The sequence below is a fragment of the Lysinibacillus parviboronicapiens genome, from assembly GCF_003049605.2.
Lineage (GTDB): Bacteria > Bacillota > Bacilli > Bacillales_A > Planococcaceae > Lysinibacillus > Lysinibacillus parviboronicapiens.
The window spans coordinates 1,818,289-1,845,121 of sequence record NZ_CP073713.1; the positions used below are offsets into that span (position 1 = coordinate 1,818,289).

General features: G+C 39.6%; 20 protein-coding genes. 17 read left to right on the top strand and 3 right to left on the bottom strand.

Annotated features, from left to right (window positions below; all coding sequences use genetic code 11):
- Positions 1–6 precede the first annotated feature (6 nt).
- From nikB to C9J31_RS08625, 11 genes are all read left to right on the top strand, one after another.
- Positions 7–939, top strand: a complete 933-nt coding sequence (nikB, locus tag C9J31_RS08575) for a nickel ABC transporter permease (RefSeq protein WP_054767547.1) — start codon at positions 7–9, stop codon at positions 937–939.
- Positions 939–1,841: an ABC transporter permease gene (locus C9J31_RS08580; RefSeq protein ID WP_107948168.1), complete on the top strand. Its 903-nt coding sequence runs from the start codon at positions 939–941 to the stop codon at positions 1,839–1,841. Before nikB ends, C9J31_RS08580 begins: the two co-directional genes overlap by 1 nt.
- A 9-nt stretch (positions 1,842–1,850) precedes the next feature.
- Complete coding sequence (locus C9J31_RS08585) at positions 1,851–4,673, top strand: M14 family metallopeptidase (RefSeq protein ID WP_107948166.1); 2,823 nt, start codon at positions 1,851–1,853, stop codon at positions 4,671–4,673.
- Positions 4,674–4,682: 9 nt separating this feature from the next.
- Complete coding sequence (locus tag C9J31_RS08590; RefSeq protein ID WP_107948165.1) at positions 4,683–5,297, top strand: pyroglutamyl-peptidase I; 615 nt, start codon at positions 4,683–4,685, stop codon at positions 5,295–5,297.
- Positions 5,281–5,976, top strand: a complete 696-nt coding sequence (pxpB, locus tag C9J31_RS08595; RefSeq protein ID WP_107924268.1) for a 5-oxoprolinase subunit PxpB — start codon at positions 5,281–5,283, stop codon at positions 5,974–5,976. Before C9J31_RS08590 ends, pxpB begins: the two co-directional genes overlap by 17 nt.
- Positions 5,977–5,979: 3 nt before the next feature.
- The gene (locus C9J31_RS08600; protein WP_107948163.1) at positions 5,980–6,852 is read left to right on the top strand and encodes a 5-oxoprolinase subunit C family protein; all 873 of its coding nucleotides are present in this window, start codon (positions 5,980–5,982) and stop codon (positions 6,850–6,852) included.
- Positions 6,853–6,854: 2 nt separating this feature from the next.
- On the top strand, positions 6,855–7,580 hold the full coding sequence (locus tag C9J31_RS08605; protein WP_107948161.1) for a 5-oxoprolinase subunit PxpA: 726 nt from the start codon (positions 6,855–6,857) through the stop codon (positions 7,578–7,580).
- A 989-nt stretch (positions 7,581–8,569) separates the two neighbouring features.
- Positions 8,570–9,331, top strand: a complete 762-nt coding sequence (locus C9J31_RS08610) for a DeoR/GlpR family DNA-binding transcription regulator (RefSeq protein ID WP_107948159.1) — start codon at positions 8,570–8,572, stop codon at positions 9,329–9,331.
- Positions 9,331–10,635: a four-carbon acid sugar kinase family protein gene (locus C9J31_RS08615; RefSeq protein ID WP_107948157.1), complete on the top strand. Its 1,305-nt coding sequence runs from the start codon at positions 9,331–9,333 to the stop codon at positions 10,633–10,635. The genes C9J31_RS08610 and C9J31_RS08615 overlap by 1 nt, the downstream gene beginning before the upstream one ends.
- Positions 10,632–11,648 carry a 4-hydroxythreonine-4-phosphate dehydrogenase PdxA gene (pdxA, locus tag C9J31_RS08620; RefSeq protein ID WP_107924273.1) on the top strand — a complete coding sequence of 339 codons (1,017 nt, stop codon included), beginning with the start codon at positions 10,632–10,634 and terminating at the stop codon, positions 11,646–11,648. The genes C9J31_RS08615 and pdxA overlap by 4 nt, the downstream gene beginning before the upstream one ends.
- A 67-nt stretch (positions 11,649–11,715) precedes the next feature.
- On the top strand, positions 11,716–13,089 hold the full coding sequence (locus C9J31_RS08625; protein ID WP_107948156.1) for a GntP family permease: 1,374 nt from the start codon (positions 11,716–11,718) through the stop codon (positions 13,087–13,089).
- A gap of 722 nt (positions 13,090–13,811) precedes the next feature.
- On the opposite strand, the gene C9J31_RS08630 is transcribed toward C9J31_RS08625, so the two are convergent.
- Complete coding sequence (locus C9J31_RS08630) at positions 13,812–14,132, bottom strand: DUF4183 domain-containing protein (protein ID WP_107948154.1); 321 nt, start codon at positions 14,130–14,132, stop codon at positions 13,812–13,814.
- A 32-nt stretch (positions 14,133–14,164) separates the two neighbouring features.
- On the bottom strand, positions 14,165–14,599 hold the full coding sequence (locus tag C9J31_RS08635) for a DUF4183 domain-containing protein (protein WP_244854894.1): 435 nt from the start codon (positions 14,597–14,599) through the stop codon (positions 14,165–14,167).
- Positions 14,600–14,958: 359 nt separating this feature from the next.
- Here C9J31_RS08635 and C9J31_RS08640 point away from each other — a divergent pair, with 359 nt between their 5' ends.
- From C9J31_RS08640 to menE, 4 genes are all read left to right on the top strand, one after another.
- Positions 14,959–18,570 carry a dynamin family protein gene (locus tag C9J31_RS08640; RefSeq protein ID WP_107948152.1) on the top strand — a complete coding sequence of 1,204 codons (3,612 nt, stop codon included), beginning with the start codon at positions 14,959–14,961 and terminating at the stop codon, positions 18,568–18,570.
- Between the two features lie 10 nt (positions 18,571–18,580).
- Positions 18,581–19,390, top strand: a complete 810-nt coding sequence (locus C9J31_RS08645; RefSeq protein ID WP_107948150.1) for a sulfurtransferase — start codon at positions 18,581–18,583, stop codon at positions 19,388–19,390.
- Positions 19,391–19,695: 305 nt separating this feature from the next.
- Positions 19,696–21,267, top strand: coding sequence for an acyl-CoA dehydrogenase family protein (locus C9J31_RS08650; RefSeq protein ID WP_238602028.1), 1,572 nt, complete (start codon positions 19,696–19,698; stop codon positions 21,265–21,267).
- 69 nt (positions 21,268–21,336) lie between these two features.
- Positions 21,337–22,839 (top strand): o-succinylbenzoate--CoA ligase, encoded by a 1,503-nt coding sequence (gene menE, locus C9J31_RS08655; RefSeq protein WP_107948146.1) that lies wholly within the window; start codon positions 21,337–21,339, stop codon positions 22,837–22,839.
- Between the two features lie 174 nt (positions 22,840–23,013).
- Here menE and C9J31_RS08660 read toward each other — a convergent pair whose 3' ends face one another.
- Positions 23,014–23,628 carry a TetR/AcrR family transcriptional regulator gene (locus C9J31_RS08660; protein WP_107924278.1) on the bottom strand — a complete coding sequence of 205 codons (615 nt, stop codon included), beginning with the start codon at positions 23,626–23,628 and terminating at the stop codon, positions 23,014–23,016.
- A 359-nt stretch (positions 23,629–23,987) separates the two neighbouring features.
- Between C9J31_RS08660 and C9J31_RS08665 the strand changes: the two genes are divergently transcribed.
- Positions 23,988–24,818, top strand: coding sequence for an MBL fold metallo-hydrolase (locus C9J31_RS08665; protein ID WP_107948145.1), 831 nt, complete (start codon positions 23,988–23,990; stop codon positions 24,816–24,818).
- Positions 24,819–25,301: 483 nt separating this feature from the next.
- A complete protein-coding gene (locus tag C9J31_RS08670) occupies positions 25,302–26,504 on the top strand; it encodes an NAD(P)-dependent malic enzyme (RefSeq protein ID WP_107948143.1) in 1,203 nt (400 codons plus the stop codon).
- Positions 26,505–26,833: the final 329 nt, after the last annotated feature.

The following is a 26,833-nucleotide window of genomic DNA, read 5'->3' on the forward strand; positions in this document are numbered from 1 at the left end:
GGAATTATGCTTTCCTATATACTGAGACGTTTATCGCATACGGTGCTGGTGATTATGGCCGTTTCATTAATCATATTTTTCTCTATCCGTTTAACAGGAGACCCAGTAAGTATTATGTTCGGTGCTGGTGAACCAAGTCAGCAGGCCGTAGAAGAGTTAACTGCTAAATTAGGTTTAGATAAGCCGGTGTGGGAACAATATATCATTTTTATGAAAGATTTATTCATGCTTGATTTTGGTACGTCGTATCGCTCCAATAGCCCCGTTCTGGATATGCTGATAGAACGTGCATGGCCAACGATTGCACTTGCTTTAGGTGGTATGACTGTGGCGTTATTAATCGCTGTTCCTATTGGCATTCTATCAGCTGTGTATAAAGGAAAATCAATTGATATATTTGGTCGTATCTTCTCGCTACTAGGTATCTCATTTCCAAACTTTTGGTTAGCCTTTATGTTAATTTTAATCTTTGCTGTACAGCTAAAATGGCTACCTGTATCAGGTTTTGATGGCTTGAGTTCGTTGATATTGCCATCCATCGCATTAGGACTTATTTTATCAGGTATTTTAGTGCGTTTAATTCGATCATCGATGCTTGAGGTACTTAAAATGCAATATGTCACGACAGCAAGATCTAAAGGAATTAGAGAATGGCTCGTCATTGTAAGGCATGCATTCCGGAATGCGTTATTGCCAACGGTGACATTTGTTGGTTTGCAGTTTGGTGGGCTATTAGGTGGTGCGGTTATAGTAGAGCAAGTATTTTCTTGGCCAGGCATTGGTCGTTTAATTGTTGACTCCATCAATCAACGGGATTATCCAGTTGTACAAGGTGGCATTATTCTTCTGGCATTATTAATGATCATGGTCAATTTGATGGTAGATTTATGCTACTCATTGATTAACCCGAAAATTCGGACAGGAAGAGGTGACAATTAATGACACAGGCGATTGAGACTGAAATAGTAGCGGCTAAAAAGACAAGTAAAATGATGCAGATTTTAAAGTATATCCAAGCGAACTTGACAGGGATGATCGGATTGGTGCTAGTAGTAGCCGCCATATTTTGTGCCATTTTTGCGCCATATATTGCGCCATATGATCCAGGTGCTGCCAGTTTAGGGCAACGCCTAGATATGCCTAAATGGTTGGATGAAACAGGGGAATCACAATATTTACTTGGAGGAGACCAAGTAGGACGTGATTTGTTGAGTAGAATTATTTATGGGGCACGTATTTCTTTATTGGTTGGTATTTGCGGGGTTGCCATTTCTCTTGTGTTAGGTACGGTTTTAGGACTTGTTTCTGGTTATTTTGGGAAATGGTTGGATGATTTAATTATGCGTTTGGCAGAAGTTCAATTAGGGCTGCCTTTTATATTATTAGCGATTGTTATTATGAGTGTATTTGGTACAGGCATTGAGAAAATCATTATTATTTTAGGTCTTACGTATTGGGTAAGTTTTGCCCGATTAATACGCGGAGAAATTTTGGCCTTAAAAGAACAAGAGTATATTCAAGCGGCGAAAGCTATTGGAGGAACTCATTTCAAAATAATCGTTAAGCATATTCTGCCAAATGTTGCGTCTTCTATTTTAGTATTAGCTACTATGTGTATTGCAGAGTTTATTTTATTAGAGGCTTCCCTGACATTTTTAGGATTAGGCGTTGAACCAACTGTACCTTCATGGGGCGGCATGCTAGCCGATAGTCGGAACTATATGACATCGGCATGGTGGATTTCTGTATTCCCAGGTATTGCAATTATGTTAACAGTATTAGGCTTTAACTTATTAGGGGATTGGCTGCGTGACCGCTTAGATCCGAATATGAAAGTTTAGGTGATGAATATGAATACAACTATTTTCACAAGTTTATTTAGTATGCATCAACCGTTAAAAAAACCTTCCTTATATATTGAATTACCGTCTCATCTTGCACCTGTTGGATTAATCGACTTTTGTGTGAGATTGGGCTTGGAAGCAAATGAACTTGATTTTAATTTATTTCAACCAGCCAACCAAACTTTCTCAATGATTTTTCAACACCATGATGCCACATATGTGATGAAAAAAAATTCAACATTTATCTTTTATTATGAGACAGAGGAGTCATTATCGGCATTGTTAAGCGCTGTTGCGTGTGAGGGTATGCCAGATACAAGTGAAACGATTCCTGCTATCTATTATGAAAGTTTAAGTCATCTGTGGTCAGCTTATGGTACTGGTGAAAAAGATGAGGCCCATCCTTTACAACATCTAAGTGTACAAATGCATTTGCAAGAAGCAGTGCAAAGTCATGCACTCTTGAAAGAAGTTTGTTATCTTGGGCTACGACTAGGCTTATATTCAACGACAGCTTCTTTTCCTGTTGTGACGCAAGAAGAACGTAATTTGTCCATTGTCATTAAACTAGGGACCGAAAATATTATGGAACTAGTCGCTCCGAACGCCATTCGTATAATGGGTACGAAAGAAAGTCTACCAACTGTTCTTCATACGATTACAAAAGAAAAGCACGTCACTGAAGGTGGTTTACTTGGTATTTGGGAATTAAACGACAAGCAAGTTAATGAAGCTCAACTGCTATACGAAGAAAAGTGGCAAGATGAATCAGAAGCTACATCGATTATGAATGCATTACAAATGGAAACACAACTAGAAGTAGATGCCGAAATATATATAACGGCATCAAAAGAAAAACGAGATAACTATCGTTTAGATTTAGTTGATAAATTTCCCACTCTAAAGACTATCTATGTGCGCTCGGCATTTAAAACAGGCTTGTACTGGATATTAGAAGAAGTACTGCCGTCAGTTCAAACACCTTTTACACAGGTGAAAATTGTTTGTAAGGATGGCAGCAAGCAAAAAGGTTTAGAATTACGCAATCGATGGATTATGGAACTATATCCGATTGACGAATTGATTGAAGTGCAATATGGGGTTCCGAAGGAGAATGTTCATTTTGAACTATCGTCCACACAACATCACGTTTATCGTGTCTATGTAGATGAACAATTGATAGCGGTATTAAACCCGTTAATTAGTGAATTGAATTATGTAGCTGGAGATAAAAAAGCGTATCCGACTACAGCAGGATACAGATTATTTAAAGAGGAAGATTGTATTCAAGAAAAAGCCATATTGTCTGATCGAGAACGCTTTTATAAATACTATATAGATAGATTTTTACCACATGTCGTGGATCGATTAGTTATTGATAAAAGTAGTAGCAGTCAAGGGGAACTGTATCCGCTTTTTGACCGAATTGAAATAGACTTTACCTCTTCTGGAATTGAAGAGGAACTCTCTATTAAACAAGAAGCAAATTCATCCTTTGAGGCGTTGTATGAGGATATATATTTCAACACGCTGGACTATTTTTATGCATTGGGCGACCGACTAGTGAATCGACCTTACAAGGCGCCAGGAGGTGTTGTACCTTTTATCCATATGCAGGAGGATATCTATGCGCCCATTAATAGCTTGCTAAAGTTGTATCAGTGGCGTGAACAAGCATATATAGCCTCTACAACAAAGCGAATACTATTTGATGATAACGGACGGATGGACCGTGTTGAAATGCTCGTTGGCCAAAAACGTCAAGTTGTTGAAGTAGAACAACCATTAAAACACAAAATAAAAGATGACTTTCAGCTATTAAGTAGATATAACACCATGCCAGAAGTCAAAATCAATACTGCGGATTTGTCGTATAAAGGGAACTTGATACCCTTTATCGAAGTGACAGAACCGATTACTAGTGACTATTTTTCGGGGCTCAAGAAATCTAATGACAAGCATACGATTGTTTTTGAAGCGGGGCATCATCCAAATGAAGTTTCGAGTACACCTGCTATATTAGAACTAGTGGAAGATGTTATTCGTCAGCACCCAGAGATTTTAAAGAAAATCAATATGATTGTGATTCCACTAGCGAACCCGGATGGTTATGAGCTGATGAAGATTTTGACACAAGAGCATCCAAAATGGAAACATCATGCAGCCAGATACAATGCAGTTGGATTAGAATTTGCGCATGTGAAATTCCAAAAAAGTGTATTTGGTGAGGCAAATGTTTTACCAATGATATTAAAAAAATGGGCACCTGATATTGTACTAGATGATCATGGGATTCCTGCGCGTGAATGGGTACAGCCTTTTGCTGGCTATGCTTGCCCACCTATTTTTCCAGTCTCCTATACATTGCCAAGCGCAAAAATATATGGGATTGGTCGTTATGCAGATAGTGGGACAAGGGAGATTCAGGCAAAAAATTTAGAACATGTAGCTGAAAAAGTGAATGCTATTTTTGAAGACACAACCTTTGCTGAAGAAAATACTTATTGGCGTCATCGTTATTATAAGTATGGTACGAAGTGGGAACCTCAAAAATACCCAATTGAAGAAATGGGCAATATTAATTTCCACCGGGGGATGGAAGTGACACCAACATACTCTTCTGTAAGTATTTTACGTTACCCCCAATGGGTGGCACTTGATATAATATCAGAAGTGGCAGACGAAATTGTGTATGATGAGGAATTAAATTCATGTATTCAGGCTCATAAGTTATTCAATCAGGCAATTATCGAGGCAGCTGTCTCGACACCAGTCAATAAACAAAATCAAAATGGGCGGATCATCAAACAACGTCCAATAGAAATCTAGGTGAATAAAATGACAAAAATATTAATAACAGGGTTTGTGCCATTTCTTGACTATACAATGAATCCAACCATGCAAATTGTAGAAGCTTTGGATGGAAAGGTAATGGATGATTATGAGATTGCTGGACGCATATTGTCTGTAGATTTTCAGCAATCTGCCCAGCAGTTGCAACAATATATTGCTGAAGTAGAGCCTAAAATCATCATCTCATTAGGATTAGCTGGAGGACGTTTTAAGATTACACCAGAGCGAATTGCCATTAATGTGAAAGATGGCGAGGTTGATAATAATGGTTATACACCAGTGGATGAAAGCATTCTTGACGGTGGAGTCGATGCCTATCTAACGAATTTGCCTATCCGCAACATGGTGAACCGCTTACACAACGAAGGCTATCCTGCCGAAATTTCAAATACAGCAGGTACCTATTTATGCAATAATATTATGTATGAAGGGCTACGTTACGCACAGCAACATGAAGGAGTTCTCGCTGGATTCATCCATATTCCTGCTTCCTTTGAGTTGGCCATTCAGCATGGCAAAATACCAGGATGGAATAGCCAAGATTTAATCGCCAGTATCGAAATCTGCATCAAAGAGGCAATTTGTGCGGCGAATAATTAATTTCCCTCATACTATGTGGATTAGCCAATACACAGTTCGTTTTGCATTTAATGAAGTAATATCCCAAGAAAATTTTCAAGCTGTACAAAAATTTAATTGGTTTCTGCAAAAAAATCTACAGCACAAGTTAGTTGAAACAGTTGCTAGCTATCACACAGTTACGGCATATATCCATCAAAAAATTGATATAAAGTGTTTACAAAAGCAATGGCTTGCTATGCAAATGTCTACAACAAACGAAGAAATACCAAGTCGCCATTTACAAATTCCAATTTGCTATGATGAAGAATTTGCCTTAGATATGCAACGTGTTATGGATTATACGCGCTTAACGTATGAAGAGGTAAAAGTAATGCACATGTCTAAGGCATACCTTGTGTATTTAATTGGATTTTTACCGGGATTTCCTTATTTGGGTGATTTACATGAACAATTGTTTGTACCACGCTTGAAGAAGCCAAGAAAATCAGTATCAGCAAGCTCAGTTGGCATTGGTGGTGCACAGACAGGGATTTATCCACTCGATTCACCAGGTGGTTGGAATATTATTGGCAAAACACCATTTACTTTATTTGATGTACACGAGAAGAACAGTTTTTTATTTTCTCTAGGGGATCAAGTACAGTTTTATGAAATCACAAAGCAGGAGTATAGTGAAATAAAGAGCAAAGGAGTGTAGCAGTTGAAGCCACTTCTTATAGTGAAAAAGCAAGGTGTATATGGTAGCATGCAAGACCAAGGGAGATACGGCTATCGGGCATACGGTATTCCTCGATCTGGACCTATGGATAAAGTATCATTCCAAGCAGCTCATTATATTTTAAATAACGACAAAAACCAAACTTCATTTGAAGTATTTATTGGTGGGTTTGAATTTGAGGCATTAACTGGAGGTACTTATGTATTGACAGGGGCACAAAGCGAATGTTGCGTGAATGGTGTACCTGTCGAAATGTGGAAGACCTTTCAATTAGCACAGGGAGATCGGTTAACGATAAAAAATGTCAGTTGTGGGTCAATCGTGTATCTAACGCCTAAAGGTGGATTTCAAACAGCGCCAATACTGGCCAGTAATTCGTGTTTTCCCTTAGGGACCATAGGTGATTCGGTAAGGAAAGGTAGCATATTGTATGGGCATGAAACTGAGTCATCTGCGTCCATGCCATTTACAAGGGGTCTATATGCACCATTTCGTCCGACATTTAAAGACGCCATAACAGTAAGCGTTTTTAAAGGCCCTCATTTTGATTTATTTACCGAAGAAAGTCAACAGCAATTATTGCAGCATTCGTTCCAATTGACAGGGGGAAATCGGATGGGCTATTACTTGAAAGGTTCTGTGCTGCAGTTGAAGGAAAAGAAAGATATTCTTTCGGAGGCAACACAATTTGGAACAATTCAAGTGCCACAAAATGGGGAGCCAATCGTATTAATGGCAGATGCACAAACGGTTGGTGGCTATCCAATAATTGCTACAATTCATGAAGAGGACTTACATAAAATTGCCCAAATGCGTGTGTTTAACACTGTGAAATTTGCACTATCGGAGGGATAGCTATGCCATTTGATATAAATTGTGATATGGGTGAAAGCACGGATGCTTTTAGATTAGACAATGATGATGCAATTCTAGATTATGTGACGTCCATTAATATTGCATGTGGCTATCATGCTGGTAATCATACAATAATGCATCGTACTGTAAGAAATGCCATCCGAAAAAATGTCCATATTGGCGCACACCCAGGTTATCCTGATGTCGAAGGATTTGGTCGGCGTAATCGGGATTTTAGTGCACAGGAAATTTACAATATGGTCGTCTATCAAATAGGGGCATTACAAGCTTTTGTTACTGTAGAAAATGGAACACTCCATCATGTCAAGCCGCATGGGGCGCTTTATAATCAAAGTGCAAATGATCTCGAAAAGGCAACAGCGATTGTCAAGGCGGTATATGACGTAAACCCAGCATATATTTTATATTGCTTGTCTGGCAGTAAGATGGCCACTATTGCAAAAGAACAAGGATTACTGGTGTACGAGGAAGCTTTTTCAGATCGTAATTACAATGATGACGGTACATTAGTGAGTAGATTGGAACCAAATGCGCTGATTCACACAGAGGCGGAAATGCTAGTACATGTCAAAGGTATTTTCACAACGAATGAGGTAATGTCTGTGCAACAAAAGAAAATCAAAATTTCCGCCCAAACACTGTGTATACACGGGGACGGCCCACATGCACTCGCCTTTGCCAAAAAAATATATGAGCTGAATCGTTAAGTAAGGTAAGTTTGACAACTTAGAAAGAAAATGACGCCTAAGCTAAGCTGATTGGTGTGGTAATCGAGGAAAATGAATGAACAGCCGACTTTTACTTCGGGCACCATGCCAATTATTCCTTTGATTATTTTTTTAAACGGGCAATAACACCCAGGTGAATGGAAGGCGTTAAAAGGCAGTCCCATTGGTGACTTTGGTTTCAATCGTGTTAGCAGTCACTGTGGTGATGCATGGACTAGTCTTTAAATGCCTTCTCTTTTTTATGTTCATCTATAAATCGTTCCGTTTACTAAAACACGTACCACTTGTTGAGGGGCGAGGGGCTTGTTATATCTATGTATCTATAAAGTAAAATTTGTTTAATAAAGTAGTGATAATGTCCATCAATTTACTTTCTTATATGTAAATGTGTATTCATAATAGCTGATTGCATCCAGTTTTTTTGTGCATTTTGGGATGAAGTTTCCATGATATCAAGAATGCCTTCTGCGACTTTAATTGGTACATAAAGATAGGTCTCTGGCAATTCTGCAATAAAGCATACATACAGCCAAAGTGGGTTATCCCATCAGTCTTTTGAAGGTAATATATCCTTCAGTGCGATGGCTGTTCATCTATAATGTCTCGTAAAGCGCCAGCTAGTGGTGTTACGTTCTTCTCTATCTTTCCACCTACGCCATTCCAAGCCCCATCCATTCAGAAAAATCCCTATATAGCCATACTATTTGGTCACCCTCTTCACAAAAAAACTTGTAAATGCTACCAATTACATTCCTCCTTTTGTTTAGCAAAGCGAAAAAAATCAAGCGCACGAATGTGGTGATTCCAGCCATTAACCGCTCTTTAATGCTCCGCATGAAATGAATCAATGATAAAAACTAACATTTAAATGTTCAAAGTAAACAAAAAGTTATTGACTTAATTATCAGAAAAGTGCATAATTTGTTCAAAGTGAACAAATGATTTTTAGGTACAGAAAGGGAACTACTATGACACCTTTAAAACGAAAGAAAAAAATTATTGATGAAATTCAGAAAAAAGGCAGGGTAGAAATTTTAGAATTAGTTGAGATGCTTGGTGTCTCTGCCATGACAATTCGTCGGGATTTAGATGAACTTGAAAAACATAAAAAGCTTATTCGTACACATGGCGGTGCAACACATGCTCAAACTATTATGACAGAAGTAAGTTACAATCAAAAACTTTCTGAAGCACGTTCACAAAAAATAGAAATTGCAGAAAAAGCAGTGTCACTTGTTAAAGAAGACATGAAAGTTTTTTTAGATTCTGGCACAACCAATTTAGAAATTGCACGCCAGTTAAAATCAAGACAACCCCTAACGATTGTAACGAACGATATTATAATTGCTGCTGAATTGATGGATAGTGAGCACGAATTAGTATTACTCGGTGGCATTGTTCAAAAAAATGTAGGCGCTGTGTTCGGGGTAACAGCTGATGAAATGTTGCGAAATATTCATGTAGATATCGCATTTATAGGTGCACATGCAGTACATGCCAATTTAGGAATCATGTCGACTACCTTTGAAAAGGCTTCTTTGAAAAAGCGTGTTATTGACGCTTCTGAATCAGTTTATCTAGTAGTCGATTCTAGTAAGTTTGAAAAGAAAGCGTTTGCAAAAATTGCTAAAGTAGACAGCGTAACGGGAATAATTACGGATCATCTTTTGCCAGCGGATATCAAAGAGCTTTATAAGGAATATTCAATATTCATAGAAGAGGTGAGTTAATGAAAATCGGCGTAATTGCAGATGACCTAACAGGAGCTAATGCAACGGGCGTGTGTTTATCAAAAAAGGCGTTTCGTAGTGCTACTGTAGTATTCGGTGGAGAAATCCCTAAAAATAGCGCGCTTAATGCGCTATGTTTCGATACAGATAGTCGTTATGTGCAACCACAAATTGCTGCACAGCGCGTCCTCCGTGTTCAAAAGCAGCTAGATATGTGGGGAGCAGATGTTATTGCGAAACGAATTGATAGTACTGTACGTGGAAATTTGGGGAGTGAGATTGATGCATTATTAGAGATCAAAGCAAATCGAATTGCGGTTGTCATCGTGACGTATCCGGACTCTGGTCGTTCCGTAACAGGTGGTTATTTACTAGTAGATGGGGTTCCTGTTGAAAAAACAGATGTTGCAAAAGACCCGATGAATCCAATTACGGATTCCCATGTACCGTCTATTTTACAAAAGCAAAGCCATCATAAAGTTACACATATTACTTTATCATGTGTGTTACAAGGACAACTAGCATTACGTGAACAACTAGTACAACAGATTGAAGAAGGTAGTCGTATTATCGTGATAGATGCTATATCGAATGAAGATATTGATGTCATCGCTGAGGCAATGGTGACTATTAAAGATTTCGATGTAATGCCGGTCGATCCTGGGCCATTAACAGCGGCATACGGCTATGCCAAGACCGCCCAATCTGTCAAAAATAATAAAATTATCGTGACAGTTGGAAGCATTACCTCATTAACAGGTTACCAGTTACAATACGTCATTGATAAACGCAATGCCAACCCAGTTTACGTCAATCCTCAACAACTTGCCTCCGTTTCATCTAGCTGGGACGAGGAAATTGCACGTGCTACAGCGGAAGCATTCGAAAAGCTATTTAGTGAAGATGTATTAATCATCACGACCTATTCACCACGAACAGAAAAATTAGATTTATGGACGCTTGCAAAGGAACAAAATGTCCCAGAAGAAATAGTAGCAAAACGGATTACAGAGGGCTTAGCCATGATAACAAATCAAGTTCTACAACATGCGAAATCTCGTATTAGCGGTTCGTTTTCTAGCGGCGGGGATGTTACAGCGGCTATTTGTGCAATCAGTGGTGCAGAAGCGATTCAACTATATGACGAAGTGCTACCACGGGCAGCATTTGGGCGATTTATCGGTGGTACATTCGATGGGATTCCTGTCGTAACAAAAGGCGGAACAGTGGGTGACAAGCATTCGATTGATGAGTGCATTCAATATTTAATAAATAACAAGGAAGAAGGTCGAGTAACAATATGACAACAACTATTAGAGAAATTATCGCTATTCCAATGGGCGATGCAGCAGGAATTGGGCCAGAAATTACTGTGAAATCTTTAGCAAAGGAAGAGATTTATACAATGTGCAAGCCATTAGTAGTCGGTGATGCAGGCATTGTTCAAAAAGCCATCGATGTAACGGGCGTACAATTATCAGTCAATGTGGTTTCCACACCATTAGATGGTAAATATCAATTCGGTACCATTGACATCATCGATTTAGCCAACGTCGATATGGATGCATTTGAACCGGGTCAAGTATCAGCTCAAAATGGTAGGGCGTCTTTTGAATTTATTAAAAAATCAGTAGAACTAGCAATGAATGGTGAAGTCAAAGCTTTAGCAACTACACCGATTAATAAAGAATCATTAAAAGCTGGGAAAGTGCAGTATATCGGACATACAGAAATGCTGGAAGACTTAGCACAATCCAAAGATCCACTAACAATGTTTCAAGTAAAGGGGATGCGTATTTTCTTCTTAACACGTCATTTATCTGTTGCGGATGCCATTAAACAAATGACAAAAGAACGTGTATACGATTACTTAGTGCGTTGTGACAAAGCATTAGCACGTTTAGGTGTTGAAAGTCGTAAATTTGCAGTAGCGGGCTTAAACCCACATGCTGGTGAAGGGGGGTTATTCGGAATGGAGGAAGTAGAAGAAATCAAACCAGGGATTGAATTAGCAGTCGCTGCTGGTATCGATGCCGTTGGGCCTGTTCCGGCAGACTCTGTTTTTTATCAGGCACTAAATGGTCGCTATGATGCTGTTCTGTCTTTATATCACGACCAAGGACATATCGCTGCAAAAATGACGGACTTCCACCGTACAATTTCAATTACAAATGGCTTACCGTTTTTACGTACATCCGTAGATCACGGAACAGCATTTGATATTGCTTGGAAAAATATAGCTTCGGAAGTAAGTATGTATGAATGCATCAAGCTTGCTGCTGAATATGCACCGAAATTTACAAGACAATCACTTTGATTAAAGAGAAATGAGGGAATATTCCTTTCCTCTTTTTTTCTTATATAAAAATGAAAGGGGTTACAATATGACAACAGAAACAACGCTTTTACTAGGTCTTATTATTGGCGTAATCTTATTAGTATTTCTAGTTGTGAAAACAAAGATTCATGTTTTTTTAGCATTAATTATTTCAGCGGCAACTACAGGAATTATTGGTGGAATGGCACCAAAAGCTGTTTCAGATGCGATAGTTAGTGGATTTGGCAGTACGCTAGGTTCAATAGGTATCGTTATTGGTTTTGGCGTAATGATGGGACGTATTTTAGAAGTATCAGGAGCAGCAGAACGATTAGCTTATGAACTGATTCGTTTTGTTGGTAGAAAAAAAGAAGAATGGGCGATGGCTTTGGCGGGCTACATCGTGGCAATCCCAATCTTCGTAGATTCTACATTTATTATTTTAACACCATTAATTAAATCTGTCGCACGAAACACTGGTAAATCTGTAGTAGCTATCGGCATTCCATTAGCAATTGGTGCAGCGGCAACACACCATGCGGTTCCCCCTACACCTGGTCCATTAGGGGTTGCAGGGATTTTCAATGTTGATGTTGGACAAATGATTATTTATGGATTGATTTTTGCTGTGCCAATAATGCTTGTCGGTATTTTCTATGGGAAATGGCTCGGTAAGCGCATCAATCAAATTCCAAACGAAGATGGGACGGATTGGATTCGACAAGACGAAGAATATACGTATCAAGATTTTGTTAAATTATCAGATGAGCGTAATAAAGAATTACCATCATTGTTCCGTTCAATTTTTCCAATCTTATTACCAATCGTGTTAATTTTCTTAAATACAACGTTATCAGCTTTTAAAATTACCGGTGGCATTTTTGACTATTTAATCTTCTTAGGTCAACCAATTATTGCAGTTGGTTTAGCAGTAATTGCTTCGATTTATACATTAGCTAGTCAATGGGATCGTAAAGAAGTTTTAGGTCGTTTGGAAGAAGGTATGAATAGTGCCGGGGTTATATTATTAATTACTGGTGCGGGAGGAGCGTTTGGTTTCGTATTACGTGAAAGTGGTGCTGGCGATTATATCGGTAATTCAGTAGCCTCTCTTCCATTGCCAGCTGTCTTAATTCCATTCATTATCGCTTCACTTGTTCGATTGATTCAAGGAAGTGGTACTGTTGCTATGATAACAGCCGCTTCAATTTCAGCACCAATTTTAATGGCTATTCCAGATGTTAACATGGTATTAGCTGCACAAGCTGCTGCATTAGGCGCTATGGTGTTCTCATACTTCAGTGATACATTATTCTGGGTAGTCAACCGTTCGCTTGGCATTACAGATACGAAAGAGCAAATTATGGTATGGTCTGTACCAACAACTTTAGCTTGGCTAGTATCATTGATTATGATTTTAGTTACAGATTTTATTGTATAAATAACCGTAACACATCATGCAAAAATATCGTTGCCGTATCAAGTGAAAGTAAAACAAACTGGAACAACCTAACGATATCGTTTAATGAATTACTGAGGTAAGCGAACCTGACAAATGCTAAAAGGCGCTACGCTCAGTTTATATCAAGATATCATATCTCAACTTGTAACTTTAGCTGAAGAATGTACACTGCACAGTAATCAAGGTTCAGTATACACATTCTATTAGTCGTATTCATTATCAAAAAAGGGCATGCTCATAAGCATAATACGTTACCATACGCCACTGATAATGCCCTATCTTGCACTAAAGTCTGAACCATTCTTCTTAGTCGATTTAAGAAATACTACAACAGCAAACGTCTAACTATATTTGAATACAAGTGAAACTAAATAACCAGTTGCCGGTTCAATACCGACAACTGGTTGGATGATTGTTTACCTTTGTCTTATATATCGGGTCAGTCCCTTGGTCACTGACCAGCTTATCCTACATCAATCGCTCGTTCTACTCACACTGTTGTCGCGAAGATGATTCTAGCGGCAGCGATTAATTTCTGTTTATCTATCCGTTTGTAGAAAACCGAGGTCACTTTCTGGACGTCCAAGTTCCGCAGTCGTTTTGTGTGAATCATTTTCTAATAATAATGCGCAGGAATCTTAGTGATTTCATTATATGATGGTTATCAAACAGCATAACGAAACCCTAATAAAGCTTGCCAGTTAAGTTGTTGTCACAAATTCTACAGCCTCAACTACCAATGGCGTGCCAGCAGAAATAGTGCCTGTAACCGCGTTAAAGGTTAACTCGGTTGTAGAAATTGTATACGATTCGCCCTCTTGTAAGACACCATTAACATAGAAGTTATAGTAACCATTCGTTACGACTGGAAAAGCAGTTGCGGCAACCCCACTATCATCTAGGAAGGCAGTAGCAGGGATAGTGGTACCGTCAGCAACTGTTAAAGTTGTAGCTAATATATTAAAAAATCTTGTCGAAGTGCCAGTCACATTGACATTAATATTAATTATGGAAAGTGCCATTTTTTCACCTCCTTTCATGCTAGCGGCAGCCATCATGTCGTTGTGAATCCGAGGGACTCCAAGATAATCGGAGTCCCTGCAAAAATGGTCGTAGCATAAGGATTTAATGTTAAGGAATCTGTCGTGACTGTGTAAATCCCACCTTCTTGCATAACAGCATTGATGTAAAGATTCACATATCCATTTGGACGAAAAAGCATAAATTCAGTTACTGGATTGCCATCATCCCCATAAAATAAATTCGCAGGTATTGTGACGCCATTTGTTAAATCAATATCTTCCTCTGGAATATAAAAGTATCTATTTATGATGGGGATGATATTTCCCTCAGCGTTATTCCCTGGGGGAGGGTTGCTGATGCATGCAGCGTTCACTGCTATGATACGCTGCATGCAAGGCATGCTCTCTTCACATGAATGATCTTCTAAATCCCGCACTCTTTTCATATGCCTTTTTTGTTTTTTCATAGGTTAATCACTTCCTCCCTCTTATTGATAAGCCAACAATGTATAGTTTCCTTGAAGCTTCCTCCAGTAAGGGCGAGAATCAGTCTGTCATACACTAACAAATCTATCGGACAAAAATATTCATTAACTTAGAGTATGATGGAAACTCTTATTATGATTGGTTGTGCATCAAAATTTTAAAGATTTACCTGCCAAATCATACTTTTTTATGCAGTATCTTGTATGAAAGGAAAGACGAATATTGCGTCTAAAACCTTGATATATATGCTTTTTAAAGTAAATTAGTGTTATACTTTGAATGTCGAATAAGGTAGAATACTAAATATGAATAACTAAAGGGTAAAGGAGTTACTGTTTTTATGAAAGAATTTGATCAACAACTTGAGGGGCTTTTAAAGCAAGCTTCATTACAATACATAATATATCAGCATAATGGTGATACAGAGCGCATGGAGAAAACATCGCTTTTTGCACGAAAATTACAGCAGAAAGAATATGTCATTGGCTTTGCCGGCCATTTCTCTGCGGGTAAATCGAGCATGATTAATGCCTTATCTGGCGAAGATTTATTGGCTTCCAGTCCGATTCCGACAAGTGCCAACATCGTAAAGGTCCATAAATCGGATGAAGATTATGCGATTGTTTACATGCATAATGAAAAGCCCGTAAAATTTGAAGCAGGCTATGATTTTAAAACGGTAAAAGAGCTAAGCAAGAATGGTGATTTGGTATCACAGATTGAGATTGGCCATAGCACTTCGACATTACCAAGTGGCGTAACCGTTATGGATACACCAGGTGTTGACTCAACAGATGATGCCCACCGCATGTCTACAGAATCAGCACTTCATATTGCTGATATTGTATTTTATACAATGGACTACAATCACGTTCAATCCGAGTTGAACTTTCAATTTACTAAGCAATTAATGAAATACAATCCCAATGTCTATTTAATCGTCAATATGATTGATAAGCATAAAGAGAATGAATTAAGCTTTGAAGAGTTTAAGGCCACTGTTCATCACTCCTTTTCTGCATGGGGCGTTGAGCCAAAGGGTGTATTTTTCACGTCTTTAAGAGAACCTGAGCATCCAAATAATGATTTTGAAGCCGTCAAGAAAATCGTGATGGATAGTATGAATGATTGGCAAGATCAACTTGTGCAAACAGCAACAAATACGCTACGTTTATTGCAAAGTGAGCATGACAATTATTTAATAGAAGAAAGACAAGATCGTTTAGATTTAGATGAAGACATTTTAAGCGCCGATGATTGGGCAAACCATCAAGATATATTAGAACAATACAATAAGCTGAATCGTCAGGTTGAATTATTCTCCATTGAAGCATGGAATGAAACGTTTGAAGAAGAACGCAAAGAGTTACTTGCGAATGCAGCGATTATGCCGGCAGATTTACGTGATAAATTACGTCTTTATCTAGAAAGTAAGCAGGAAGGCTTTAAGGTCGGAGGCTTATTTTCAGCGAAGAAAAAAACCGAGGAAGAGCGCAATCGCCGTAAAGAGGAAGCGTTTAGTAGCTATCAAACAGTCGTACATGCCCAAATAACTGGTCATTTAAAAGGACTGATGAAAAAGGCGTTAAAGGATGTAGGCGCCTTAAGTGAAGAGCGTGCAGAGGCTATTGATGGCTATGTGTTTGACTTGCCATTTTCGCTGATTGAACAGCAAGTGCAAATCGGTGCGCTATTAACAGGGGATGCCGTGTTGAACTTTGCTAACCGTGTAGCGGAGGCGACTAAACGCTATTATATTCAGGAAACGGATAAGTGGAAAGATACGCAAGCTACAACGTTAGAAGCGGTCGCTACTGAAACTGCCGCACCAGCAAAATTAAAAATGGCTGGCATGCAAGATAAAGTAGATGCCATCAATGCGGTATTAGAAATCGAAGGTTACCAACAATATAGTGCAGGCGTCATGCATCAGGCAAGCAATGAAATTCGTAAGGAAGCGAATAACCAGTTGGCTTTCTGGGAAAAAGCATTTGCACAGGCATTAGCCGAAATCCGCTTATTTGATGAGTCAATGTTAAAACCAAAAGAAGTAGCACTTCAGGAAGAAGAAATACAGCAAGTTGTTAGTGCTACAAGCCTACCAATCGATGGTGTAATTAAACGTGCACTTCATACGGCCAATGCAGTCAAAGAGGTACAGGGCTTTGCTGAGGTAGCAAGTTATCTAGAAAATAAAGTGGAACGCTTACAAAAGAAAGACTTTACCATTGCGTTATTTGGTGCGTTTAGTGCGGGGAAATCATCCTTCTCGAATGCATTAATGGGTGCAAAGGTTTTACCAGTATCACCAAATCCAACGACAGCAGCCATCAATAAAATTCGCCCTGTCACAGCAGAACATCCGCATGAAACAGCAGATGTGCAGTTGAAAACAGCGGCACAAATGTTAGAGGATATTCAAAGCTCATATGCTGCAATCGGCTTATCGGTTGCTTCGCTAGATGAAGCCCTAAATCGTGCAGAGGAAGGCCTTGCGGTACAACTATCAGATGAACGATTAAACGTCCATAAATCATTTATTCGTGCTTATAAGGAAGGCTATCCTACATTTAAAATGGAGCTTGGCAAAGTGTTACGTGTCGAGCGCGAAGAATTTGAGAAATTTGTTGCGCAAGAAAACAAATCTTGCTTTGTAGATAATATCGATTTCTATTATGATAGTCCGTTGACACGCATGGGTGTGACGTTAGTGGATACACCAGGAGCAGATTCCATCAATGCACGTCATACAGGCGTTGCGTTTGAATATATTCGTAATGCAGATGCCATTTTATTTATTACGTACTATAATCATGCCTTTGCCAAAGCTGACCGTGAGTTTTTAATCCAGCTCGGGCGAGTTAAGGATGCTTTTGAGCTAGATAAGATGTTCTTTATTGTCAATGCCATTGATTTGGCGACAACTGAAGAAGAGCAAGAGGATGTCAAAGGCTATGTACGTTCAGAGCTACAACGTTTTGGTATTCGTTTCCCGCGTCTATATGGCGTGTCCAGCTTGATGGCACTGAAGGAAAAGGTAGAGGGTGCTGATTTTGCATCAGGCATGCCACCATTTGAAGAGAATTTCCATACCTTCTTAAATGATGAGCTGAGTGCATTGGCAGTGCAAGCTCTGGCGGAGGAAGTCGACAAAACAGAACAACGTTTAGGGGATTTAATTGCGCAAACGGAAGATAACTTAAAGCGTAAGGATGAGCGATTAGCCGAACTGACAACTCTTGAACAGCACATAAAAACGAAATTTAGTGCACTGAATACAAGCATGATGGAAAGTGAGACAAAGCAGGAATTAGATGAATTACTGTATTACGTCTTACAGCGTGTCTACTATCGCTACCCGGAATTCTTTAAAGAAGGCTACAATCCGTCAACCTTTGCGGCGATGCCAGCACAGCAAGCATTAGAGCATGCCTTAAAAGAAGTACTGCAAAGTCTTCGTTTTGATTTTACACAGGAAATGCGTGTCACGAACTTCCGTTTATCGCAGTTCATTAGCAAGAAGTTGCAAGTACGCTTTAAAGATGAAGTACGTGAGCTGAAAGAATTAAACCGTAGCTTCTCATTTTTAGGCTTTGAATCATCTGAGCCCGATTTACTTAATTTTGAAGGACCTTTTGCAGAAATGGCGAAATATACTGGAGTGAAGTCACACTTCCGCAATCAAAAGGCTTTCTTTGAGAAGAATGAAAAAATGAAGTTAAGTGAAGCGCTGGAAACATTAACGAAGCCAGATGCTCAAAACTATTTAGACGGTCAAAAGGTTTCGCTAATGACATGGGCCATTACCTATATCGGTGAGGAAGCTGAGCGATTACGTCTGCACATTTACCATCAGGCATTAGAACAAATCGCGACAGAGCGACTTGTGCTTCAAGAGGAAAGTCGTTTAGCATCATGGAAATCAATTTACGCACAATTACAATATGCATGAGGTGATTCAAATGGGAAAAGTATTCAAAACAGTTGAGGAAATTCAGCTTGATGGCGTCCGTTTTGTGGATGCACGCTTTGATTTGCAGAACAAAGAAGCAGGCAAATTATTGTTTGAAGAAGGACATGCACCTGGCGCTATTTTTATGGACTTAGAGCAGGATTTATCGGATATGGAAAGTAGCAATGGTCGCCATCCGATGCCCAGTAAGGAAAAGCTAGCGTCTGTTTTTCAAGGACTAGGATTACGTTATGAGGATGAGATTGTTGTCTATGATCAGGGCGCATCACCCTTCGCACCGCGAGCTTGGTGGATGCTAACATATGCGGGCTTCCCGAATGTTGTGATTGTCAACGGTGGCGTGGGCGCTCTAGAGAAGAAAGTAACATTTACGCAGGATATTGTGAAATATGCACCGACGATCATTGATTTTGATTGGCAGGATCACCTGTATGCACCGCGAGAGGCGGTAAAAGCCATCGTGGATGGTGATGTTCAAGCAACATTGCTAGATGCCCGTGCCGCAGCTCGCTATCGCGGGGAAGTGGAGCCACTGGATAAGGTTGCAGGACATATCCCAAGTGCTAAAAACTTTGACTGGGAGCAGTTGAAGGCAGACGGTACATTACAAGCAAATGATGCGCTACGTGCGAAGGTGGCACATGACGAGCACGTGGTCGTATACTGTGGCAGTGGTGTCACAGCCTCTCCGTTGTATGCCGTGTTAGCAGATGAGGGCTATGAACATATTCAACTGTATACAGGCAGCTTTAGTGACTGGATTACCACATATGATGTAGAAAAAGGAACAAACGAATAACAAATTTTTTCTTGAAACGCTCACCTCAGTGAGCGTTTTTTTGCTATGGAAGCGGGGTAAGTCGAAGAGGCGAATAGACCGTGCGAAATGACGGATAGAGCATGCGAAGTGCGGATAGAACCCGCGAAATGACGGATAGAATCAGCGAAATGTTGGATAGGCCGTGCAAAGTGACGGCTAGAGACCGCGAACCTGATGGATAGAGCGTAGAATATCCAAATCGCGCACAAAAATAAACGGTGTTTACTTTGTTGTTTTATAGTGTTAAAATATTTTTAAAATTTAGTAAATGGGGTGTTGTTTTGGTGCGTGTTACAGAAAAAACGTATAGTTTTCGAGAATTTATTGACGAAAGAGATAAATTGAATGATTTGGATAATCCATTTCTACAGCAGGTATTGCAACAATTTTGCCTTGGTACGTGGGATGAAATGCTGCCTCGGCTAGAGCCCTTTGTGCAAAAAGTAACAACGGATTGGCGCACGCTATCGGCTGAAAATGCACGTCCTGAAAATCAACCTAGAGTAAGGCATTATAATGCGTATAATGAACGGATTGATCGCATTATACGGTCCTCTGACATGCAACACATGGAGCAGGAGATTTTTGGTTACGGCATGTTTTCCCACCACCAACTAAAAAATGAAGGTATTATTAAGCGCTATTTTTTGCATGGGAATGGGGAAGCTGGCATCACGTGTCCATTAGCATGTACAGACGGTCTGGTCTCATTAATTGAGCATTTCATGGATGATGCCTCCGCCGAAATACAAAACATTTATCAGCATGTCACGGCAGGAATCGGCGGGGATTTCGGTATTGGCGCACAGTATATGTCTGAAATTCAAGGGGGGTCTAATATTCCTGCCAATATATTAACAGCTCAGCCAGAAGGTGATCATTATCGATTATTTGGCAATAAATTTTTCTGTTCCGCTGTGCATGCTGACTATTCTGTCGTGACTGCGCGCATAGAACATACCGATGATGTGGCAGTTTTCATCGTGCCTACTTGGTTGCAGGGGGATAAGGTAAAAGAGAAACGAAATCATCATGTGATTAATCGGTTGAAATGGAAAATAGGGACAGCAGAATTGCCTTCTGCGGAAATTGATTATCAGGGGGCAATCGCTTATCGCATTGGACCTCAAAATCGTGGAGTGGCTTTAGCTGTAGGTATTGTATTAACACGTTCAAGACTGGATATTGGGTTTGCGAGTGGCGCCTTTTTGATGAGAGTGGCTCGTGAGGCCAAATTATATGCGCGCTTTCGAACGGTATTTGATCGTCAAATCGATGAATTCCCAATGGCTGCCGCTCAACTTGAAGATTTAGAACAGGCAGCAAAACGCATTGTGGGTACAGCATTTTTCATTTATACGGCATTTAATCGAACACAAGAAAATCCTCATACAACAGAGGCTTATGTCGTACGGGAATTGATTTTGCTCCAAAAAATCTTTGCATCAAAAGAAGCGGTTGATAAGCTAAGGTTGGCGATTTCTATTTTTGGTGGGCATGGGGCGATAGAAGACTTTTCGGCCGTGCCAAGGTTGTTTAGAGATAGCCTGGTAAATGAATTGTGGGAGGGGCCACGCAATGTCTTACTTGCGCAAATTTATCGAGATATTATGAAGATGCGCAAGCAAATTTCTGTTGAAGAATTGCTGTCTAATATTTTAACAGCTTGTTCAGCGCAAGAAATTCAGCACTTTGTGGAACAAATTGAACAGTTATTGCAGGTGGATTTAACGGCATTACCGAATGCAGAAAATAGACGTGCTGCGCGAAGATGGGAACAAACTTGGGAAGAAATCTTTACGTTATTCCAAGAGCAAACGATTAAAGAAATACAAGATTACCCGATTTTACCTTAAGAGATTGGGCACACGCGGTATCCAATGATGCATGTATGTTAAATAAAAAATTGTTAAGGGGTGGCAATTATGAACATCAATATTGGGAAGTTATTGCAAAATCGTGCTGTTTTAATGGGGGACAAAGAGGCATTTATTCATCACAGTAAGCGTTGGACTTTTCAACAGATGAATGCTCGAGCAAATGGATTTGCTAATTATTTAACTAAGCTTGGCTATGCAAAAGGGGATCGCATTGCCTTACTATGTAAGAATAACGAAGACTTTATTGCTGTTTTAATGGGGGCAGCTAAAATTGGGGTCATCACAGTTGTCCTGAATTGGCGCTTACAAGTGGCGGAACTACAATATATTGTGGCACACAGTCAAGTGAAAATGATTGTGCATGATGTGGAATTTGAGCCGGTAATTAACGCCCTACAGGAGCAAATAGCGCTTGATTTTACTATTTCCAATGAAACAGTACCTTCTTTACAGGGGATTTTCGACGAAGATGTCAAGGAACCACAGTACAATGCCAGTAATGATGATGTGGCACTTATTATGTATACGTCCGGCACTACGGGTAAACCAAAGGGAGCTATGATTTCTCATCACAATTTATTTGGGGCTGGCATTGGCTTATCCCAAACAATTGATTGGTGGGAGGAGGATCGTTTCTTAATGGTGGCACCATTTTTCCACATTGGGGGGATTGCGCCGCTCATTACGAATGTAATGTGTGGCTGTACAATGGTGCTGATGGAGACTTTTGAACCGATGGCTGCATGGAGGTTGATTGAACAGGAAAAGATTACGACGATGATGACGGTGCCAACCATGCTGGCCTACTTATTAAAAACGTATGAGGGAGCAAGTGTTGATGCCTCTTCTGTGCGCAATATTACGTGTGGCGCTTCTTCGGTACCCGCCCCACTCATTCTCGGTTTTCGCCAGTTAGGCATTCCTGTTCAACAGGTCTACGGCATTACGGAATATACGGGTGCTGTTACGATGTGGAAGGAACAAATGGATAAAGAAAAATTTGATTCAATGGGGAAATCTGTCATGCATGGTGAATTGAAAATTATAGATGTCCAGACAGAGGAAGAATTGCCGGCTGGACAGGTAGGCGAAATTATTTTACGAGGGCCTCAAGTTTTCGTTGGTTACTTTGATAATGCAGAAGCTACGCATAATGTCTTGAAAAATGGCTGGTATGCCACAGGGGATGTGGGGTATATCGATAATGAGGGCTATTTGTACGTCGTCGATCGTATGAAAGATATGATTATTAGTGGTGGTGAAAACATTTATTCCGCTGAACTGGAATTAGTACTCGCTGCACATCCGAGCGTAGCAGATGTAGCTGTCATTGGTGTGCCTGATGAAAAATGGGGTGAGATTCCAAAAGCCTATATCGTCATAAAACCACAGGCTTCCATTACTGAAACAGAAATCATTCATTTCTGTAAGGGAAAATTAGCCTTCTATAAAGTAGTGAAGGAAGTCACTTTTGTCGAGCAGCTTCCTCGCAATGCCGTTGGAAAGTTACTCAAGCATCAGTTGAAACAAGCAGTCGTGCAAGGATGAAAGACCTGCTCTATAGAATGTCGATAAAGTTTTGAGCGTAAAAAATTTCGCTGCCTTTTCTCGGACAAGCCGCAAGCCTCATCGTTAGATTACTATAACTAAGAGTGTCTGGTGGGTCGTTTTGTGCGAAACGGTCGCGAAATTTTTTAACCTAGTGTCAGAAAAAAGTGCCTTTTATTCCGGATAGGCCCTCTTTATAGTTGCTACTAATACCTCTACTAAATGCTCGATATGCTGCCATGTCGCTTCCTGTGAGCGCCCTGGCAAGTTTTTATAAGTAATTAAAATACCATTTAAGGAAGCAAAAAAGAGCTGAGCAGCACTTTTTAATTGTTTTTCAGGTAGATGTTTGCTTAAAGCTTCTCGAAAAATTGCAAATAAGTCATCTGTGATGTCACGCAGTCCTGCCGAAACACTTCCATGATGGTCGTTTTCCAACATAAAATAAGTCATCATTTGATATAAATTATCATGTCTGAACATGTAGTCTATATATTTACGCGCTATTACTGCCAATTGGTCATCTTGTATTTCTATTGTTTGGCGTAATGCATTTAATAAATTCGTACTTTCAATTTTAAAGGCGGTCATAAAAAGATGTTGTTGATCATCGAAATATTGATAGATGAGTCCAGGCGAAACATTGGCGTCTTTGGCAATAGCCCGCATGCTTACCTCAGAAAACGGCTTTGAACTAAATAGTTGGATTGCTGCATTAATGATGTTTTGTCTATTTAATTGTTTTTTCTGTTCACGCTTGGAGAATGTTTGTATTTCTTTTTCTTCCATAATAGGCACCTTCTCATTTTTTCACTTTAATGTTATATAAGATTCTATAAAAAACGGGGCAAATATACAATATGAAGTTTTGCAAAAAAAATGATAGACTTTTTGGAAATCACAATTATTATTTTGAAGCGAAAGCTAAATTTATTATTTGCCAGTCTAATAGATAAAGGGAGGGGACATCGTGCAGGATATACTCGTCCAACGAGCGAAAGAGGGAGATGCAGCATGTACGTTTATTGCTCCATGTATTATCTTTACGAAAATATTAAAAAAAGTCATTTGTTGTCCGTTCACCTGAAAATGACTCACCATTCATTTTGTGCTACACTCTTTTTACAAAGGGTAAAGGGGGAAAAATCGTGTATAAACTAGAGAAAAGCATTGAAATTGGACAGAATCGTGATGTGCACTGTGCACATGGCAAGGTAGCCGTTCAGGGTATTGGTATGAGTGTCTATAGCTTCTTTGTAGACGGCCTACTAATTGATACGGGTTCTAACTCGCTGTCGCAGGAGTTCCAATCGTTTTTTAGCGAGCTGGCGATTGAGCAGGTGGCGCTGACACATGCACATGAGGATCATTCAGGAAATGCAGCATGGATACAGCAACAGCGTAATGTGCCTATCTATATACATCGCGAGTCCGTAGATATTTGTGCACAGGATGGCGATTATCCATTGTATCGAGAGGCTCTGTGGGGCAAAAGGCCCGCGTTTGTGGCGCAGCCATTTGGCGACACACTACAAACGAAGTCGGCTACCTGGGATATTATCTCGACACCCGGACATACCACAGACCATCTATCGTTTTACAATCGGGCAAGCGGTGCCATGTTTACAGGAGATTTATATATACAGACGAAAACGAAGGTTGTGCTGGATGAAGAAAACATCGTACATACCTTGGCGTCGTTAAAGAAACTACTAAACTATGATTTTGAAACAGTTTATTGCTGTCATGCTGGCTTTTTAGCAGATGGTCGAGCAAGAATACAAGAGAAAATTACGTACTTAGAAGAATTAGAGGGCGAGGTCCGAAAACTTTATGACCAAGGGCACACAGTGGATGAAATAACAAAAACTATCTTCCGTCGCGATTATCCCATTACGAAAGCTTCGGGGGAGCAGTGGTCTTCAAAACATATTATCACGGCCTTGACACAACATTTTATGCAAGAGTCCTTACGCTAAGGGCTCTTTTTTTGTGTCGTGGCTGAGGGAGTTGTTCGCTCGGGTGTATGGGAGGACCGCTCAGACTCTGTCTAAAAAAATAAATTTACTTAGACGAAGGAAACAATAATGGTTTCGTTGCAATAATAAAAATGATTGTGAAAAAATATGAAGAAATTGTGACAAAGTCAGGCGTCACAATGGATGCGCTTACATCAGTTTGTGAAATTCTTCTCATTTACTGAAGAAAAATACTATGTGAAAAGTTGAACAGGTTAAAAAGCGTTATACGTACATTTTCACGAAAGGTTTTCGTTGTATTAATTATGTTGAAATAATTGATTGTGAAAGTTATAACAAGACGAAAAAATGACTTTAATGATAAATAAAGGCGTATTTTCAAAGATAAAATATAATTATCAGAATTTTTCGTTGACTATGTTTTCACAAAGTATTATGATTCTGGAATACAAAGAAAACTTAAAGGGAAAAGGATGGGGTCGAATGGATATTATGAAAAAGGCATTAGATATGCATGCGCATTATAGTGGGAAATTAGAGGTTATTTCAAAGGTGCCGGTGCAGGATTCCTATGATCTCAGCCTTGCTTACTCACCAGGTGTAGCTGCTCCATGTGTGGAGATTGAAAAAAATCCATCGTTAGTTTATGACTATACAATGAAGGGGAATATGGTGGCGATTGTGTCGGATGGGACGGCAGTGCTTGGCTTAGGAGATATTGGACCAAAAGCGGCGTTACCTGTTATGGAGGGAAAGGCTATTTTATTAAAGCGTTTTGCCAATGTTGATGCTTTTCCAATTTGTTTAGATACGAAAAGTACGGATGAAATCGTCAGCATTGTGAAGGCGCTTGCCCCAACATTTGGCGCTGTGAATTTAGAAGATATTTCGGCACCACGATGCTTTGAAATAGAAGACCGTCTGCGTCAGGAATGTGATATTCCTGTGTTCCACGATGATCAGCATGGGACGGCTATTGTCGTAGGGGCAGGAATGATGAATGCCAATCGTATCGTGAAAAAAGATGTGGAGACAATGAAGATTGTCATTAATGGTGCGGGGGCTGCGGGCATTGCGATCCTCAGAATTCTTGTGCAAATGGGCTATAAAAACCTTTATATGTGTGATACCAAGGGCCTTATTTATGAAGGGCGTGTAGAAGGCATGAATCCAATTAAAGAGACAGTTGCCCATTTAACAAATCCACAAAAAGTACACGGTACATTGGAGGATGCACTCGTAGGTGCTGATGTCTTTATCGGCGTATCCGTTGCAAATTTACTGACAGAAGCGCATATTGCTTCCATGAATGAAAATCCAGTTGTCTTTGCACTAGCCAATCCACATCCGGAAATTACGTATGGCAATGCAAAAGCTTGGGGCGTCCGTATTATGGGAACAGGACGTTCAGATTATCCAAACCAAATTAATAATGTTCTTGCTTTCCCGGGTATTTTCCGTGGGGCATTGGATGTTCGAGCAACAGATATTAATGAAGCGATGAAGTTAGCGGCAGTGGAAGCCATTGCGTCACTTGTAAGTGATAAAGAATTGAATGAAGAATATATCGTACCGAAATCATTAGATGATAGAGTTGTAGAAATCGTTTCACGTGCTGTTAGCGGCGCGGCTGTTGAATCAGGCGTATCTGAGCTATTCCAGCAAACGACAGTTCTCACAGTATAAATAACTATAAATAACAGAGAGATACCTAGAGGGAGGCCATCAAGCAGATGGTCTCCTTTTTTTGGTAGCTCGAAAGTAGTTGTTTTTTTGTTAGTAATGTCTATATTGTGCTCGAAAAGTGTTGTTTTTTGTCTATTTGTGTACTAAAATGAGTATTGTGTAATAATCAGTGTAATAAATTAGATAGCCATTATAATTATAAAATAAAAAATAACTATCATTATAGTTAAAAAGCATCACAGCTTGCTGAATTAGCACAAAACATGAATGCGCTAATTACTCATTTTAAACTGTAGAAAACTTGGGAAAATCAATCATCGCAAAATAAA